The 17307-nt window shown below is 72.1% G+C and carries 13 protein-coding genes; 11 read left to right on the top strand and 2 right to left on the bottom strand.

The annotated features are described in order from the left end of the window. Nucleotides 1-42 precede the first annotated feature (42 nt). Together ACZ5SK_RS13065 and ACZ5SK_RS13070 are read left to right on the top strand one after the other, a co-directional pair. Complete coding sequence (locus ACZ5SK_RS13065; protein WP_334579438.1) at nucleotides 43-3765, top strand: glycosyltransferase family 2 protein; 3723 nt, start codon at nucleotides 43-45, stop codon at nucleotides 3763-3765. Further along, nucleotides 3762-5288, top strand: a complete 1527-nt coding sequence (locus tag ACZ5SK_RS13070; RefSeq protein ID WP_468575970.1) for a DUF5719 family protein — start codon at nucleotides 3762-3764, stop codon at nucleotides 5286-5288. The genes ACZ5SK_RS13065 and ACZ5SK_RS13070 overlap by 4 nt, the downstream gene beginning before the upstream one ends. 53 nt (nucleotides 5289-5341) lie before the next feature. Here ACZ5SK_RS13070 and ACZ5SK_RS13075 read toward each other — a convergent pair whose 3' ends face one another. Further along, a complete protein-coding gene (locus tag ACZ5SK_RS13075; RefSeq protein ID WP_334579440.1) occupies nucleotides 5342-5722 on the bottom strand; it encodes a metallopeptidase family protein in 381 nt (126 codons plus the stop codon). Nucleotides 5723-6094: 372 nt separating this feature from the next. Between ACZ5SK_RS13075 and ACZ5SK_RS13080 the strand changes: the two genes are divergently transcribed. The 8 genes from ACZ5SK_RS13080 (at nucleotide 6095) to ACZ5SK_RS13115 (ending at nucleotide 14817) form a co-directional block, all read left to right on the top strand. Beyond that, complete coding sequence (locus ACZ5SK_RS13080) at nucleotides 6095-6517, top strand: DUF3499 domain-containing protein (RefSeq protein ID WP_079661865.1); 423 nt, start codon at nucleotides 6095-6097, stop codon at nucleotides 6515-6517. A gap of 440 nt (nucleotides 6518-6957) precedes the next feature. After that, nucleotides 6958-8322 carry a phosphomannomutase/phosphoglucomutase gene (locus ACZ5SK_RS13085; protein ID WP_361710277.1) on the top strand — a complete coding sequence of 455 codons (1365 nt, stop codon included), beginning with the start codon at nucleotides 6958-6960 and terminating at the stop codon, nucleotides 8320-8322. 168 nt (nucleotides 8323-8490) lie between these two features. After that, nucleotides 8491-8661 (top strand): Trm112 family protein, encoded by a 171-nt coding sequence (locus ACZ5SK_RS13090; protein ID WP_007382472.1) that lies wholly within the window; start codon nucleotides 8491-8493, stop codon nucleotides 8659-8661. Nucleotides 8662-8808: 147 nt separating this feature from the next. Then, a complete protein-coding gene (locus ACZ5SK_RS13095; RefSeq protein ID WP_334579443.1) occupies nucleotides 8809-9942 on the top strand; it encodes an SIS domain-containing protein in 1134 nt (377 codons plus the stop codon). Between the two features lie 85 nt (nucleotides 9943-10027). Next, nucleotides 10028-11179: a mannose-6-phosphate isomerase, class I gene (manA, locus tag ACZ5SK_RS13100; protein WP_334579445.1), complete on the top strand. Its 1152-nt coding sequence runs from the start codon at nucleotides 10028-10030 to the stop codon at nucleotides 11177-11179. A gap of 163 nt (nucleotides 11180-11342) precedes the next feature. Further along, complete coding sequence (locus ACZ5SK_RS13105; protein WP_334579446.1) at nucleotides 11343-12323, top strand: cation diffusion facilitator family transporter; 981 nt, start codon at nucleotides 11343-11345, stop codon at nucleotides 12321-12323. Nucleotides 12324-12599: 276 nt separating this feature from the next. Next, entirely contained in the window at nucleotides 12600-14057 is a 1458-nt protein-coding gene (ahcY, locus tag ACZ5SK_RS13110) for an adenosylhomocysteinase (RefSeq protein ID WP_334579447.1), read from the top strand. 145 nt (nucleotides 14058-14202) lie between these two features. Beyond that, nucleotides 14203-14817: a hypothetical protein gene (locus ACZ5SK_RS13115; protein WP_361710272.1), complete on the top strand. Its 615-nt coding sequence runs from the start codon at nucleotides 14203-14205 to the stop codon at nucleotides 14815-14817. A gap of 16 nt (nucleotides 14818-14833) precedes the next feature. Here ACZ5SK_RS13115 and ACZ5SK_RS13120 read toward each other — a convergent pair whose 3' ends face one another. After that, nucleotides 14834-15778: an RDD family protein gene (locus ACZ5SK_RS13120; protein WP_334579449.1), complete on the bottom strand. Its 945-nt coding sequence runs from the start codon at nucleotides 15776-15778 to the stop codon at nucleotides 14834-14836. Nucleotides 15779-15907: 129 nt separating this feature from the next. Between ACZ5SK_RS13120 and ACZ5SK_RS13125 the strand changes: the two genes are divergently transcribed. After that, complete coding sequence (locus tag ACZ5SK_RS13125) at nucleotides 15908-16915, top strand: stage II sporulation protein M (protein WP_457494460.1); 1008 nt, start codon at nucleotides 15908-15910, stop codon at nucleotides 16913-16915. The last annotated feature ends 392 nt before the right edge of the window (nucleotides 16916-17307 follow it).

Below are 17307 nucleotides of genomic sequence, written 5' to 3' on the forward strand. Positions count from 1 at the left end.
CCGGCGTCCACCGCAGTCCATCGAACCGGGGCCCGTACCTCGATGTCCGTGCACAGCCACACGGCAGCCCATCACGACAGCGCTGCCACACCTGAGTTCCCGCGTCATGTAGTGACCGCGGTGATCGTCTCCCACGACGGTGCCCGCTGGCTGCCCGACGCGCTCGCCGGGCTGCTCGGCCAGGAGCGCCCCGTGCAGTCCGTCATGGCCGCCGACACCGGCAGCTCGGACGCCTCCGCGCAGCTGGTCACCGACGCCCTCGGTGACGACCGCGTCCTGCACCTCGCCCGGCGCACCGGTTTCGGCCAGGCCGTCGAGGAGGCCAACCGCACGGCCCCGGTCCTCACCCCCGAGGAACTGCCCTACCTGAAGCGCCCCAGCGGCTGGGACCCCGTCACGCGCACGTGGCGCGACGACGCCTACGACCTGCCGGACCTCCCGCACGGAGAGCCCGTCCAGTGGCTGTGGCTGCTGCACGACGACTGCGCCCCCGAACCGCACGCGCTGGCCGAAATGCTGCGCGTGGTGGAGAACGAACTCGAACTCGGCCGGGACGACGTGGCGATCGTCGGCCCCAAGCTCCGCGGCTGGTACGACCGCCGCCAGCTCCTCGAGGTCGGCGTCACCATCGCCCACTCCGGCCGCCGCTGGACCGGCCTGGACCGCCGCGAACAGGACCAGGGCCAGCACGACCACGTCCGGTCCGTGCTGTCCGTGTCCACCGCCGGCATGCTGATCCGCCGCGACGTCTTCGAACAGCTCGCAGGCTTCGACCGCCGGCTGCCCCTGATGCGCGACGACGTCGACCTGTGCTGGCGCGCGCAGGCCGCGGGCCACCGCGTCCTCATCGCCCCCGAGGCCGTCGTCCGGCACGCCGAGGCCGCCTCCCGCGAGCGCCGCACCGTCGACTGCGCGGGCCGCACCAGCGCCTCCCCGCACAAGGTCGACAAGGCCGGCGCCGTCTACACCCTCCTCGTCAACAGCCGCACCGCCCTGCTGCCCTGGATCCTGGTGCGCCTGGTCCTCGGCACGCTGCTGCGCACGGTCGCCTACCTCGTCGGCAAGGTCCCCGGACAGGCCCTCGACGAGATCCGCGGCCTGCTGGGCACCCTGCTGCGCCCCGAGCGGATCATCGCCGGCCGGCGCAGCCGCGGGAAGCCGACGGTCGGCAAGGACGAACTGCGCCCCCTGTTCCCGCCGCCCGGCGCGACCGTGCGGGCCACCGTCGAACAGGTCGCCGGCGACCTCTTCGGCTCCTCCGACCCCGAGGCCGTCTCCGGCGCGGGCCGGCACGGCGGCGCCGTCGAGTCCGGACCCGGTGGCGACGACGCGGACTTCCTGGAGATCGAGCAGTTCGCCCGCCTCAAGCGCATCGCCCGCAAACCCGGCCCGGTGCTCTTCCTGATCCTCCTGTTCGTCTCCCTGGTCGCCTGCCGCAACCTCCTCGGCGGCGGCGCGCTGGCGGGCGGCGCCCTGCTGCCCGCCCCGGCCGACGCCTCCGAGCTGTGGTCGCGCTACCTCGACGCCTGGCATCCGGTCGGCGCGGGCGGCACCCCCGCAGCCCCGCCCTACCTCGCGATCATCGCGACGCTGGCCACCCTGCTGCTCGGCTCGACGGGCCTCGCCCTCACCGTGCTGCTCGTCTGCTCGGTGCCCCTGGCCGGCGTCACCGCCTACTTCGCGTCCCGCCCGCTCGTCGAATCGCGCCTCCTGCGCGCGTGGGCGGCCGTCGTCTACGCCTTCCTGCCGGCCGCCACCGGCGCCCTCGCCGGCGGCCGCGTCGGCACCGCCGTCCTGGCCGTCCTGCTGCCGCTCATCGCCCGCACGGGCGTCGCCGCGAGCGGCCTGACCCATGCCTCCGGCGCCCGCGGCAGCTGGCGCGCCACCTGGGCGTACGCGCTGCTGCTGACGATCACCACCGCGTTCACGCCGATCATCTGGCCCGTCGCCCTCATCCTCGGGCTCGCGGTCCTGGCCGTGCGCCGCCGCGACATCACCGCCTACGGGCTGCGCTTCCTGGCCCAGCTGGGCACCCCGCTGCTGATCCTCGCGCCCTGGTCGCTGTCCCTGCTGCCGTTCGGCTTCTTCACCCAGGCCGGCCTCGACTACGGCCCGTCGACCGCCACCGCGCTCGACCTGCTCGGCGCCAGCCCCGGCGGCCCCGGCACCGTCGACGGCCTGATGCTCATCGGCATCGTGCTGGCCGCGCTGGCCGCCCTGCTGCGCTCCGAGCGCCACTTCGGCGTCTGGGCGGCCTGGGCGGTCGCCCTGGTGGGCCTCGTCCTCGCGGTCCTGTCCAACAGCTCCACCTGGGCCGGCCCCGCCACCCTCGTGTACGGCCTCGCGCTCCTCGCCGCCGCCGTCATCGGCGCCGACGGGGCACGCACGCGTGTCGCCGAGCAGAGCTTCGGCTGGCGCCAGCCGGTCGCCGTCCTCATCGCCTTCGCCTCGGCAGCGGGCCCGCTGCTCGTCGCCGCCGGCTGGATGATCGGCGGCGCCGACGGCCCCCTGGAGCGCCGCGACCCCGTGCAGGTGCCCGCGTTCGTCGCCGAGGAGGCCGGCAACCGCGACCAGGCCCGCACCCTCGTCCTCGACAGCGCCTCCACCGCCCACGTCGGCTACATGCTGGTCCGCGGCTCGGGCGCCCGCCTCGGCGACGCCGAACTCGCCGCGGCCGACGGCGAGAACAAGCAGCTCGACAAGGCCGTCGCCAACCTCGTGGCCGGCTCCGGCGCCGACCAGGCCGACGAACTCGGCAAGTTCGCCGTGGGCTACGTCCTCGTCCACAAGGGCGCCCCCCGCGAGGTCACCCGCGTCCTGGACGCCACACCCGGCCTGAAGCGGCTCAGCCAGCAGGACGGCAGCGCCCTGTGGCGGGTGAACCAGGAGGTGTCCCGCGCGGCGATCGTCGCCGACTCCGGCAAGGGCGCGGCGACCCCGGTCGCCGCGGGCCCCGTCGACATCCACACCACCGTCCCCGACGGCTCCGGCAGCCGCGTCCTGCGCCTGGCCGACGCCGCCGCCGACGGCTGGACGGCCACCCTGGACGGCAAGGCCCTCACCCGCACCACCGTCGACGGCTGGGCCCAGGGCTTCGAACTCCCCGACTCCGGCGGGAAACTGGACGTCACCTACGACGACCCGTTCACCCACACCGCCTGGCTGTGGGCCCAGGGCTTCCTCGCCCTCGTCCTGGTCGTCCTCGCCCTCCCCGGCCGCCGCCGCGACGTCGACGACGACCTCCCCGAGGAGGAGCCGATCCCCGCCCAGGCCGAGGAGGGCGAGGGCCGCCGCGCCCGCCGCCTGCGCGCCCAGGCCGAGGCCGAGACGGACACCGAAGAGCCCACCCGGGCCGACGAGTTCCCCACTCCTGCGCAGGAGCAGCAGGTGCCCGTCGCGGTCCCGCAGCAGCAGTCCTACGGCATGGGGGTCCCCCCGGGCGAGCAGGATCGAGCCTGGGGGACGGACCAGACGAGCTACCAGGGCGCCGAGTACGCCGGCTACACCGCCGAGCAGTACCAGAACACCCAGCAGTACCCGGCGGACGGCGGCTACGACCAGCAGTCCTACGACCCCTACCAGGCCGGCCAGTACGACCCGTACGCCTACGACGGCCAGGCCCAGCAGGCGCCGTACGACCCGGCCTACCAGCAGCAGGGCTACGACCCGTCGGCCTACGGCCAGGGCGGCTACGACCCCGCCTACGACCCGGCCCAGGACCCCCACGGCACCGGCAGTGAGCGCCCCGACGGGAGCCAGCAGTGAACCGCACCACCCTGTCCCTGATCGCCGGCACGGCCGCACTCGCCGCCGTCACCGGGTTCGCCACGCTCAACCAGCCGGACACCCCCGGCCCGGACACCGCCAAGGCGGCCGCCGAACTGCCCGTGGAGCGCACCAGCCTGCTCTGCCCCTCACCCAGCACCTCCGACCTCGCCGAGACGTCGTACACGTCGTTCACGCCCGTCACCAAGGGCACGGACAGCGACGGCACGGCCCGGCTCACGGCCGCCGCCGAGGAGTCGGCGGCCGCCGCGGGCAACGCGACGAGCGGCAAGGCGACCGGCAAGCCCGGCGCCAAGAAGAAGACGGCGGCGAAGCCCGTCCTCACGCCCAAGGCGCCCGGCACCCCGGCCGTCGGCGACACCACCGGCGGCGCCGCACCCGCCCTCCTGGGCACCGCCGAGGGGAAGTTCGCACCCGGCTGGACCGTCCAGGAGACCACCGAGGTCGCCGCCGGCACCGGCCGCGGCCTCCAGGGCGTCACCTGCACCGCGCCGGACACGGAGTTCTGGTTCCCGGGCGCCAGCACGCTCGCCGACCGCACGGACTACGTCCACCTCACCAACCCGGACGACTCCGCCGCCGTCGTCGACATCGAGCTCTACGGCAGGACAGGCGCCCTCGCGACGACCGTGGGGGAGGGCATCACGGTCCCGGCCCACTCCAGCGAGCCGATCCTGCTGTCCACGCTCATCGCCGAGAAGCAGGAGGACCTCACGGTCCACGTCAACGTGCGCAGTGGCCGCGTGGGGGCCACCGTCCAGGCCCTGGACGCGAAGCTCGGCGGCGACTGGCTGGCCGCCTCCACCGACCCGGCGGCCGCCCAGGTCATCCCGGGCATCCCCAAGGACGCCACGGCCGTCCGTCTCGTCGCCTTCGCGCCCGGCGAGGCCGACGCGGACCTGAAGGTCCAACTCGCCTCCCCCTCCGGGCTGATCACCCCGGCCGGACACGAGACGCTGCACGTCAAGGCGGGCATGACGACCTCGGTCGACCTGGGCGACGTCACGCGCGGGGAGGCCGGCTCCCTGATCCTGACCCCGACGGGCTCCTCCGTGCCGGTGGTCGCGGGCGTACGCGTCCTGCGCGGCAAGGGCACCAACCAGGAGTCGGCGTTCATCCCCGCCACCGCGCCGGTCGGCACGCGCGCGTCCGTCGCCGACAACAGCGCCAAGGGCTCCACCCTCTCCCTGACGGCCCCCAAGGGCACCGCCGAGGTCAAGGTCACCGCGTCCGCGGGCAGCGGCGGCGGCACACCCACGTCCAAGACGTACACGGTCAAGGCCGGCACCACACAGGACGTCGAACTCCCCGTCCCCACCGGCCTGAAGGGCACCTACGCGCTGACCGTGGAACCCCTCACGGACACCCCGGTCTACGCCTCCCGCACCCTGGCGGCGACCGAGGACGGCGTCCCCGGCTTCACGATCCAGACCCTGCCGCACGACCGGGGCACAGTGGCCGTGCCGGAGGCCGACGAGGACGTCGCGGTGCTGCAGAAGTAACCCGAAAGGGATGCCCGGGTCCCTCGAACGAAGGGCCCGGGGGCGGGCGGTGGTCAGTCCTCGCCGTAGCGCGGGTCCACCGTCTCCGGAGTCAGCCCGAGCAGCTCCGCGACCTGCTCCACGACCACCTCATGCACCAACGCGGCCCGCTCGTCACGCCCCTTGGTGCGGATCTCGACCGGCCGCCGGTAGACGACGACCCGCGCCCGCCGGCCCTCACGCGCGGGAACCGTCCCGCCCAACGGGACGGCCTCGTCGTTCCACGGCTCCGGGGTCGCGTCCAGGCGCGGCACCTCCAGCACCACGAAGTCGATGTCGGCGAGCTGCGGCCACCGCCGCTCCAGCCGCTCCACGGAGTCCTGCACGAGATCCGCGAACACCTCGGCACGGCTGGCGGCCAACGGCACCTGCGGCGGCGCGATCGGCCCCCGCATGCCCCGGCCGTGACGATCGCGACGACGGGGTCCGGGGCCTGCGGCGGGGGGCGGTACGGGGCTGTCCATCACTACTGAAGCGTAGTCCCCGCCGCAGCCGGCACCGGGCAGCGCCCGGCACCGCACGGCATCCGGACCGCCTTGGGCCGCCATACACGGCATGTCGCGGGATGACCATTCCAGCCAAGGTTGGGCTCGATTCCGTATCTCTCCCAGACCGGCGAACTCATGGCAATTGATGCCGTTTGTGCCGAGTGATGACCGCGGGCCGCCGTCTTCCTGCGTTTAATGACTGGTGTTCGCGCAGGTCAGCGGGGTATGACTGGAGTGGCGCGTGGGGCGTTTCACAACACGACACGGTGGAGTGACCTGGTGGAGAGTCGTCGCGGCCCGCTCAAGAGTGCGGTACCGTCCAACGTCGTGAGCCCTGTACGTCGCTGTTCGCGCACCGCCTGCGGCCGACCCGCCGTCGCGACGCTGACGTACGTCTACGCCGACTCGACCGCGGTCCTCGGCCCGCTCGCCACCTACGCCGAACCCCACTGCTACGACCTGTGCGCCGAGCACTCCGAGCGCCTCACCGCCCCGCGCGGCTGGGAGGTCGTCCGCCTCCTCGACGGTTCGGCTCCCGCACGGCCCAGCGGCGACGATCTGGAAGCGCTTGCCAACGCGGTCCGCGAAGCAGCACGTCCGCAGGAGCGTGCGGCCGGCGCCGGCGGCGGTGCCCGCACGGCGGACCCGATGGAGGTCGCCCGCCGCGGCCATCTGCGGGTGCTCCGCTCACCGGACAACTGAGCGGTTCCCGCCTTCACGGGAAACCGCTTTCCGGATGCTGCGATTCTGGCCGCGTGAAGGGTCGCAATGAGGGCCGCGCACCCGGCCGGACAGGGCGACCGGAATCGTGACCGGAAACGCGATCCTCCCGGTCGGTCTCATGAACAGCCGACCAGGCCTGCGCGCGCCCCGAGTTCCCGCCCCGCCCTGCGGAACCGCCTTCGCCGCCCCCCCAGTTCGCCGCGCCTGCGGGCAACTCGCCGACATCGGCGCCGCCTTGGCGAGCGCCTGTCACCCGTCCCCGGCCGGTCCGACGTCGCCGTCTCCGCGCTCACCGGTCCTGGACCGAATGCTGCCGTAGCACCGCCCGACCTCGGACGACGGCCCCACGGCGGACCAGGAACCGGTCCGGGTAGTTTGTGGTGACCCACAGGACTCCAGGGACTTCAGGAAGGTTGGCCGTGGCTGCTGATCTGTCACAGATCGTGAAGGCGTACGACGTACGCGGGGTGGTCCCGGACCAGTGGGACGAGTCACTGGCCGAACTGTTCGGCGCGGCCTTCGCCCGGGTGACCGGCGCCGAGGCGATCGTCGTCGGCCACGACATGCGCCCCTCCTCACCCGGCCTCACCGGCGCCTTCGCGCGCGGCGCGGCGGCACTGGGCGTGCACGTCACCGAGATCGGCCTGTGCTCGACGGACCAGCTGTACTACGCCTCGGGCGCACTGAACCTGCCCGGCGCCATGTTCACGGCCTCGCACAACCCGGCCCAGTACAACGGCATCAAGCTGTGCCGCGCGGGCGCCGCCCCCGTCGGCCAGGACACGGGCCTGACGGAGATCCGCGAGCTGGTGGAACGCTGGACGGACACCGGCGCCCCCGAAGCCGCCGCACAACCGGGAACGATCTCCCGGACCGACACGTTGAAGGACTACGCGGCACACCTGCGCGCCCTCGTCGACCTGACCTCCATCCGCCCCCTGAAGGTCGTCGTCGACGCGGGCAACGGCATGGGCGGCCACACCGTCCCCACGGTGTTCGAGGGCCTGCCCCTGACCCTCGTCCCCATGTACTTCGAACTGGACGGCACCTTCCCCAACCACGAGGCCAACCCCCTGGACCCGGCGAACCTCGTGGACCTGCGGCAGCGCGTCCGTGAAGAGGGCGCCGACCTCGGCCTCGCCTTCGACGGCGACGCCGACCGCTGCTTCGTCGTCGACGAGCGGGGCGAGCCCGTCTCCCCGTCCGCGATCACGGCCCTGGTCGCCGCCCGCGAACTCGCACGCAACGGCGGCAAGGGCACCGTCATCCACAACCTGATCACCTCCTGGACCGTTCCCGAGGTGGTGAGCGAGAACGGCGGCACCCCCGTCCGCACCCGCGTGGGCCACTCCTTCATCAAGGCGGAGATGGCCCGCTCCGGCGCGATCTTCGGCGGCGAACACTCCGCCCACTACTACTTCAAGGACTTCTGGAACGCCGACACCGGCATGCTGGCCGCCCTCCACGTCCTCGCCGCCCTCGGCACCCAGGACGGCCCCCTCTCCGCCCTGGTCTCCGCCTACGACCGCTACACCGGCTCCGGCGAGATCAACTCCACGGTCGCCGACCAGGCCGACCGCATCGCCGCGATCAAGGCGGCCTACGGCCACCGCGAGGACGTCACCCTCGACGAACTCGACGGCCTCACCGTCTCCTCCACCGACTGGTGGTTCAACGTCCGCCCCTCCAACACCGAACCCCTCCTGCGCCTCAACGCGGAAGCCCGCGACGAACCGACGATGACCAAAATCCGCGACGAGGCCCTGGCCATCATCCGTTCCTGAGCCCCACCGGGAGCCGGCCCAGCAGCACAGCCCCTGGCCGGGTCCCACCCGCACCCACCGCACCCCGTCCAACCCCCGCACCCCACCCTCACCAGCGGTACCCTGACCAGGCGCATCCGCACACCGCCCCACACACCCGCACACCCCCACACGCCGAAGGGAAACCCCATGCCGCTCGAAGCCGGCCTCCTGGAGATCCTCGCCTGCCCCGCCTGCCACGCCCCCCTCAAGGAGCAGGACACAGAGCTGATCTGCACAGGCCAGGACTGCGGCCTGGCCTATCCCGTCCGCGACGGCATCCCCGTCCTCCTCGTCGACGAGGCCCGCCGCCCCGCATAACCCCACACCCACCACCGGGCGCCGGGCACCGCGCAGCCGCGCCCCACCCGACGCCAGGACCCCCCAGCCGGGCGACCACGCCCCGCAGGGCATCTCGCCCCCGGCCCCGCAACCCGACGACGCCTCAGGCGATCGGAGACTGCCGCCATGCTCGACGACTCTCTGCTGGACACGCCGGAGGCCCTCGCCGAGGCCGACCGCCGAGCCCTCCTGCGCGGCGCGGCCGAAGCCGGCGCCCGCGTCCGCACCGCCGCCCGGCACGCGGCCGAGGCCGGCGTCCACGACCTCGCACCGGACGGCCGCCCCCGCGCGATCCTCATCGCAGGCCCCGGCGCCGCCGCCACCTGCGTCGCCGACCTCCTCGGCACCCTCGCAGGCGCCTCCTGCCCCGTCATCCACCTGACACCCACCGGCGTCGCCCCCGCCGCGGGCGCCCTGCGCTGGGAACTCCCCGGCTGGGCCGGATCCGTGGACCTCCTCCTCATCGCCACCCCCGACGGCAGCGAACCCGGCCTCTCCCTCCTCGCCGAGCAGGCCTACCGCCGAGGCTGCACCGTCGTCGCCGTGGCCCCCGCCCACACCCCCCTCACCGAGGCGCTCAGCGCCACGCACGGCCTCTTCGTCCCGCTGGCGACCGCCCCGTACGAACAGGACGAGCAGCCCCCCGTCGCCGCCTCCGCGCCCGGCGTCCTCTGGGCCCTGTTGACGCCCCTCCTCGCACTCCTCGACCGCATCGCCCTGCTCTCCGCCCCGCCCGAGCAGATCGAGAAGGTCGCCGACCGCCTCGATCAGATCGCCGAACGCTGCGGTCCCGCCATCGCCACCTACAGCAACCCGGCGAAGACCCTGGCCGCCGAACTCGCCGACGCCCTCCCGGTGATCTGGACCGAAGGCACCTCGGCCGGCCCCGCGGGCCGCCGCTTCGCCGCCGCCCTCGCCGAACTCGCCGGCCGCCCCGCCCTCGTCGCCGAACTACCCGAGGCCCTCGCCGGACACAACGCCCTCCTCGCCGGCCCCCTCGCCGCCAGCGCCGACCCGGACGACTTCTTCCGCGACCGCGTCGAAGAGCCCCCGGCCCTGCACGCGCGCGTGGTGCTGCTGCGCGACCGCCCCATCGGCGGCCTCACCGCCGCTCCGGCCGCCCGCGACCTGGCCCTCAGCCACGACACGCCGATCAGCGAACTCGAACCGGAGGCAGGCGACGAACTCGTCACCCTCGCCGAACTGATCGCCACCACGGATTTCGCCGCTGTCTACCTGGCGCTCGCCTCACAGGGCTGACGCAAGCCACACGCTCGTAACGCCCGGGCTCGATCCACAGCCCGACGCCACAGTCAGCCGGCCGGACAGACAGGCAGAGAACCCGATGGACCGCCTCGACAACACCATCCGCCCCTACGCCTGGGGCTCCCCCACCGCGATCCCACACCTGCTCGGCACCACGCCGACCGGCGAACCGCAGGCCGAGATGTGGATGGGCGCCCACCCGGGCGCACCCTCCCGCACCGACCGGGGCACCCTCGTCGAGGTCATCGAGGCCGACCCGCAGCGCGAACTCGGCGAGCGCACCGTCACCAAGTTCGGCCCCCGCCTCCCCTTCCTCCTCAAGATCCTCGCCGCCGGCGCCCCCCTCTCCCTCCAGGTCCACCCCGACCTGGAACAGGCCAAGGAGGGATACGAGGACGAAGAGCGCCGCGGCATCCCCGTCGACGCCCCCCACCGCAACTACAAGGACGCCAACCACAAACCCGAACTCATCTGCGCCCTCACCGAGTTCGACGGCCTGTGCGGCTTCCGCGCCCCCGCACACGCAGCCGACCTCCTCGACGGCCTCGGCGTCGACTCCCTCAAGCCGTACGTCGACCTCCTGCACGCCCACCCGGAAGACGCCGCCCTGCGCGAGGTCCTCACCGCGATCCTCACCGCCGACCCCGAGGACATGGCCCACACCGTCGCCCAGGCCGCGGCCGCCTGCGACCGCCTCGGCGGCGACTACGCCCCCTACGCCGGCATCGCCCACCACTACCCCGGCGACCCCGGCGTCATCGCCGCCATGCTGCTGAACCACGTCCGACTCCAGCCCGGCGAAGCCCTGTTCCTCGGCGCCGGCATCCCGCACGCCTACCTCAGCGGCCTCGGCGTCGAGATCATGGCCAACTCCGACAACGTCCTGCGCTGCGGCCTCACCCCCAAACACGTCGACGTCCCCGAACTCCTGCGCATCGTCCGCTTCGAACCCGGCGACCCCGGCGTCCTGCGCCCCGAGGCCACCCCCGACGGCGAAGAGGTCTACGACACCCCCATCGACGAGTTCCGGCTCTCGCGCCACGTCCTGCCCACCGGCGCCCCCACCCGCGACCTCACCCTCCCGACCCCGCAGATCCTGCTCTGCACCGCAGGCTCCGTACAGGCCGGCGAACACGAACTGACCCCCGGCCACTCCGTCTTCGTCCCCGCGGGCGAAAAAGCCGAAGTGTCCGGAACCGGCACGGTCTTCCGCGCCACGGTCGTCGCCTGACACCCACCCACCACACAGCGCACAAGACGGCCCACCGCACAGCCGGGCGCGCCCCCGCCGGACCGGGCTGCAACAATGACCCACCGGCAAAGGACGGGCAAAGCCCACCACGGGCCCCGCCCTGCACGGCGTACGCACGAAGGCGAAGGGAAAACCCGAACACATGAGCGCGTCAGGTGGCACCAAGGCGATCGTGGCGGCACTCGGCGCCAACCTCGCGATCGCGGCATCGAAGTTCGTGGCGTTCGCGTTCAGCGGCTCGTCGTCGATGCTCGCCGAAGGCGTGCACTCGCTCGCCGACTCCGGCAACCAGGCCCTGCTCCTCATCGGCGGCAAGAAGGCCCAGCGCGAAGCCACCCCGCAACACCCCTTCGGCTACGGCCGCGAACGCTACATCTACGCCTTCCTCGTCTCCATCGTCCTCTTCTCGGTCGGCGGCATGTTCGCCATCTACGAGGGCTACGAGAAGATCAAGCACCCGCACGACGTCGAACACTGGTACTGGCCCGTCGGCGTCCTCGCCTTCGCGATCATCGCCGAAGGCTTCTCCTTCCGCACCGCCATCAAGGAGTCCAACGAACTGCGCGGCGCGCTCTCCTGGTCCCAGTTCATCCGCCGCGCCAAAGCCCCCGAGCTGCCCGTCGTCCTCCTCGAGGACTTCGGCGCGCTGATCGGCCTGGTCCTCGCCCTCGGCGGCGTCGGCCTCGCCCTCCTCACCGGCGATGGCATCTGGGACGGTATCGGCACCGTCTGCATCGGCGTCCTCCTCGTCCTCATCGCCCTCGTCCTCGCCGCCGAGACCAAGTCCCTCCTCCTCGGCGAGGCCGCCGGCCTGCAAGAGGTCCAGAAGATCGAGGCCGCCATCGTCGACGGCGACACCGTCACCGGCGTCATCCACATGCGCACCCTCCACCTCGGCCCCGAAGAGCTCCTGGTCGCCGCCAAGATCGCCGTCCAGCACGACGACACGGCCACCCAGGTCGCCACCGCCATCAACGCCGCCGAGGCCCGCATCCGCGCCGCCGTCCCCATCGCCCGCGTCATCTACCTCGAACCCGACATCTACAGCGAGGCCGAGGCCGCCAAGGGCCCCGACCGCGAGGCCACCCCCGGCGGCCCCAGCCAACACCCGACCGAGCACTGACCCGACGCCGCTCCCGGTCCCGTGAACGGCGCGATCTGATCGGAGGCGGACTGGGGCCGCCCGCGCCACCGGTGTAGCTTGGAACGGAGCCAGACGTCGCTGCTGATGGCGGTCGGGCGGTCCCAGCACGGACCGACCGAGGGAGAGAGGGCCTCCGACGGACTGCGCTGCGCGTACTGCGGGCATGCCTGGGTCCCCTTCGGGCACCCCTGTGTCCGCCGCCGCGCAGACCAGCCGTACCCACTCTCTCGAACCGACCCCGAGGAGCAGCACCCCATGACGACTGTCGACAACCGACAGGACTTCAAGGTCGCCGACCTCTCCCTGGCCGCCTTCGGCCGCAAGGAGATCACCCTCGCCGAGCACGAGATGCCCGGCCTCATGGCGATCCGCAAGGAGTACGCCGAGACCCAGCCGCTGGCCGGCGCCCGCGTCACCGGCTCCCTGCACATGACCGTGCAGACCGCCGTCCTCATCGAGACCCTGGTCGCCCTCGGCGCCCAGGTCCGCTGGGCCTCCTGCAACATCTTCTCCACCCAGGACCACGCGGCCGCCGCCATCGCCGTCGGCCCCGCCGGCACGCCCGACAACCCCCAGGGCATCCCGGTCTTCGCCTGGAAGGGCGAAACACTGGAGGAGTACTGGTGGTGCACCGAGCAGGCCCTGACCTGGCCGGACAGCCCCACCGGCGGCCCCAACATGATCCTCGACGACGGCGGCGACGCCACCCTCCTCGTCCACAAGGGCGTCGAGTACGAGAAGGACGGCAAGGTCCCCTCGGTCGACACCGCCGAGAACGACGAGCACCGCGTAATCCTCGAACTCCTCAACCGCACCATCACCGACGGCTCCCAGAAGTGGACCCAGCTCGCCTCGGAGATCCGCGGCGTCACCGAGGAGACCACCACCGGCGTCCACCGCCTGTACGAGATGCAGCGCGACGGCGTCCTCCTCTTCCCCGCGATCAACGTCAACGACGCCGTCACCAAGTCGAAGTTCGACAACAAGTACGGCTGCCGCCACTCCCTGATCGACGGCATCAACCGCGCCACCGACGTCCTCATCGGCGGCAAGACCGCAGTCGTCTGCGGCTACGGCGACGTCGGCAAGGGCTGCGCGGAATCCCTGCGCGGACAGGGCGCCCGCGTCATCGTCACCGAGATCGACCCCATCTGCGCCCTCCAGGCCGCGATGGACGGCTACCAGGTCACGACCCTCGACGAGGTCATCGACAAGGCCGACATCTTCGTCACCACGACCGGCAACAAGGACATCATCATGGCCTCGGACATGGCCAAGATGAAGCACCAGGCGATCGTCGGCAACATCGGCCACTTCGACAACGAGATCGACATGGCCGGCCTCGCCAAGCTCCCCGGCATCGTCAAGGACGAGGTCAAGCCCCAGGTCCACACCTGGACCTTCCCCGACGGCAAGGTCATCATCGTCCTCTCCGAGGGCCGCCTGCTGAACCTGGGCAACGCCACCGGCCACCCGTCGTTCGTGATGTCCAACTCCTTCGCGGACCAGACCCTGGCCCAGATCGAGCTGTTCACCAAGCCCGACGAGTACCCGACCGGCGTCTACACGCTGCCCAAGCACCTCGACGAGAAGGTCGCCCGCCTCCACCTGGACGCACTCGGCGTAAAGCTGACCACGCTCCGCCCCGAGCAGGCCGCCTACATCGGCGTCGAGGTCGAAGGCCCCTACAAGTCGGACCACTACCGCTACTGAGTCACTGATCCCGAAGACCCAGAGCCCGTAGTCCGCAGCACCTCAGAGACAGGCCCCCGCACCCCCGTGTCGGGGGCCTGCCCCTTCGGTCCCCCCGGCCAGAGCGCCGCGGCACCCGACCAGCCCGTCACACCCCAGGACCCCGATGCCCCGCGGCCGATATTCGCTCCACGATCCGCACGATCACACCCCCTTCGCACACGAACACTTCCACTGCGCCCCCGGCCCCTCCGGCTGGCGCTACGTCTCCCAGCTGACCACCCCCACCGGCGACCCCACCGGCTCCGTCGACCTCACCCTCGACGGCCTCGGCCGCCCCCTGCGCCTCGAACTCCACGCAAGCAGCTGGCAGGTACGCGGCGCAGCCCTGGACGGCGTCACCTGGGTCCGCACCGACCCCACCGGCGCTCACGCCACGGAAGGCAACGCCCCCGCCCACGCCTTCACCGGCACATCCCCCGCGTTCCTCATCGCCACCACCCGACTCCTACGCCTCACCCCCTCCTCCCCGGCAACCCGGGTACGCCTCGTCGCCTTCACCGAACCGGTCCTCGCCCCCCGCACCGTCGACCAGTCCTGGGCCTTGCTGAGAAGCGAAGCACACGCCACTGACAACGGCCCCCTGACCGTGGACGAATACCAGGTCACAGCCCTGGACACCGGCGAACAGCACACCGTGCACATCGCCGGCGACGTCGTCCTCGCAGCCCCCGGCATCGAGCTCGAAGACCTCGAAACACCCCCGTCGACCTTCGACTGACCCCGCGCGGACAGCCCTACGCCGGCGGCACGAACCCCGTACCCGACCCCTCGGACCGATCACCGGCCAACCCCTCCACAGGCGTCACACCGGACGGAGCGGGCGAACCGGACGGGGCCGGCCGGCCGTACGACGCCGACGGACCGTAGTTACCCGCCCCAACGTCCACCACCCTGCCCCCACCCCCGGCCACCGGCGGCCCCCCAACCGGACCACTGCCGAAGGCCCGCCGAGCTTCCCGGCCCTGCCGCTCCTGCACCACCGCAGCCAGATACGCGGCCGGTGGCACCCCCGGCGGCACCGGAGCCCCCGTACATACCGCGAGATCACCGGCCAGCCGCTCGGCCATCGCCCAACCCACCTGCGGGTCCAGCTGGCTCATCCGCCCCAGGTACTGCCGGATCGCCAGCCACAACCCGTCCGGCACCGCCGAAAGATCCAGCCCCTGGAAGCGACCCGCGAGCCAGGGCGGAGGCGGCGGCACCACACCGGACCGCCCCGCCGGCACCCGCTCCCGCACGACCAACGTGCCGGCGAAGACATCACCGAGCCGTCGCCCCCGAGCCGACACCAGCGAGGCGATACAGGCCACCACCCCGATCGTCAGCAGAATCTCGACCACACCGATCGCGCCCCGCACCAGCGCATGCCGGAACCGGATCGGCCCACCGTCGTCCCGCACCACCCGCAACCCACACGCCATCTTGCCGAGCGAGCGCCCATGGCTGAGCGTCTCGACCGCGATCGGCCCACCCACCAGCACCAGCAGGAACGTGGCGATCGACAGCGCGATCCGCGCCGCCTCGTCCAAGGACGCGGTCGACGCCACCAGAGCGATGCTCACGACGATGTAGACCACGAAGGCCACGACCAGATCCAGCAACGTCGCCAACGCCCGGCTGGGCAGCCTGGCAGGCCGCAGCTCCAGCGCCACGGCCTCACCCGTCACCAGCTCGCTCACGTCCGTCGTCCCTTCCCTGACCTGCCCCGGCAACGGCCAGTCTGCCAAGCTGAGAACACATCGCGCCCCAGTACGACAAGCTGACATCACCACCGGCCGCCGACGAACAGCCGAGGAGCAGGCACACCGATGGACCTCGACGTCTTCGTCTCCGCCCACCGAACCGAATGGGACCGCCTCGACGCCCTCCTGCGCCGGCGGCGCAACCTCACCGGCGCCGAGACGGACGAACTCGTCACCCTCTACCAGCGCGCCGCCACCCACCTCTCCCTGATCCAGTCCAGCGCTCCCGACCCCCAGCTCACCGGCCGGCTCACCCAACTCGTGGCACGCGCGCGCAGCGCGGTGACAGGCACCCGACGCGCCTCTTGGCGCGACGTGACCCGCTTCCTCACCCAGGGCTTCCCCGCCGCGGTCTACCGGTCGCGCCATTGGTGGGTGCCGACGGCGCTCCTGTCCACCGCCGTCGCCGCCCTCCTGGGCTGGTGGATCGGCACCCACCCGGAGGTCCAGTCCTCCATAGCCGCCCCCGACGAGCTCCGCGCGCTCACCCGACCCGGCGGCCTGTACGAGACGTACTACTCGAGCCACCAGGCCGCCGCGTTCGCCGCCCAGGTCTGGACGAACAACGCCCAGGCAGCAGCGACGTGCCTGGTGCTCGGCGTCTTCCTAGGTCTACCGGTCCTCTGGATCCTGTTCCAGAACATGCTCAACCTCGGCATCGGAGCCGGCCTCATGTCCTCGGCCGGCCGACTCGACACGTTCCTCGGCCTGGTCCTCCCGCACGGCCTGCTCGAACTGACCGCGGTCTTCGTTGCAGCCGGAACCGGACTCCGCCTCGGCTGGACCGTCATCGACCCCGGGCCCCGCACTCGTCGGACCGCCCTCGCCGAAGAAGGCCGGGCCGCGGTGGGCATGGCCATCGGCCTCGCCCTGGTCCTCTTCGTCTCCGGAGCCATCGAAGGCTTCGTCACCCCCTCCGGCCTGCCCACCTGGGCCCGCATCACCATCGGCATCGCAGCCGAACTGGCCTTCCTCGTCTACGTCTACGTCCTCGGCGGCCGAGCCGCCCGAGCCGGAGACACGGGCGACGTGGAGGCGATCGAGCGCAGCGCCACGGTGCCGACAGCCGCCTGATGTGCGTACGGCCCGGCTGAGCTGCTAGTCTCCTCTTCGCCCCGCAAAAGCCGTTGACACGGAGCGCGCGGGGAGGTAGATTCGAACAGTTGCCTGGAACTGGACAGGGTCCGGTCGGCAGCGGTTAGTATCTGTCAGCCTCGTGAATCTCTGATTCCACAGAGGCCCCCCCGATAAGTCGGAAATGAATGGCCGGTCAGACCGGCTCGGAACTTCTGATAAAGTCGGAACCGCCGGAAAGGAAACCGCGAAACAAAAGCGGGAACCTGGAAAGCACCGAGGAAATCGGATCGGAAGAAGATCTGATAGAGTCGGAAACGCAAGACCGAAGGGAAGCGCCCGGAGGAAAGCCTGAGAGAGTCTCTCGGGTGAGTACAAAGGAAGCGTCCGTT

It is taken from the genome of Streptomyces sp. NPDC031474 (assembly GCF_055581185.1).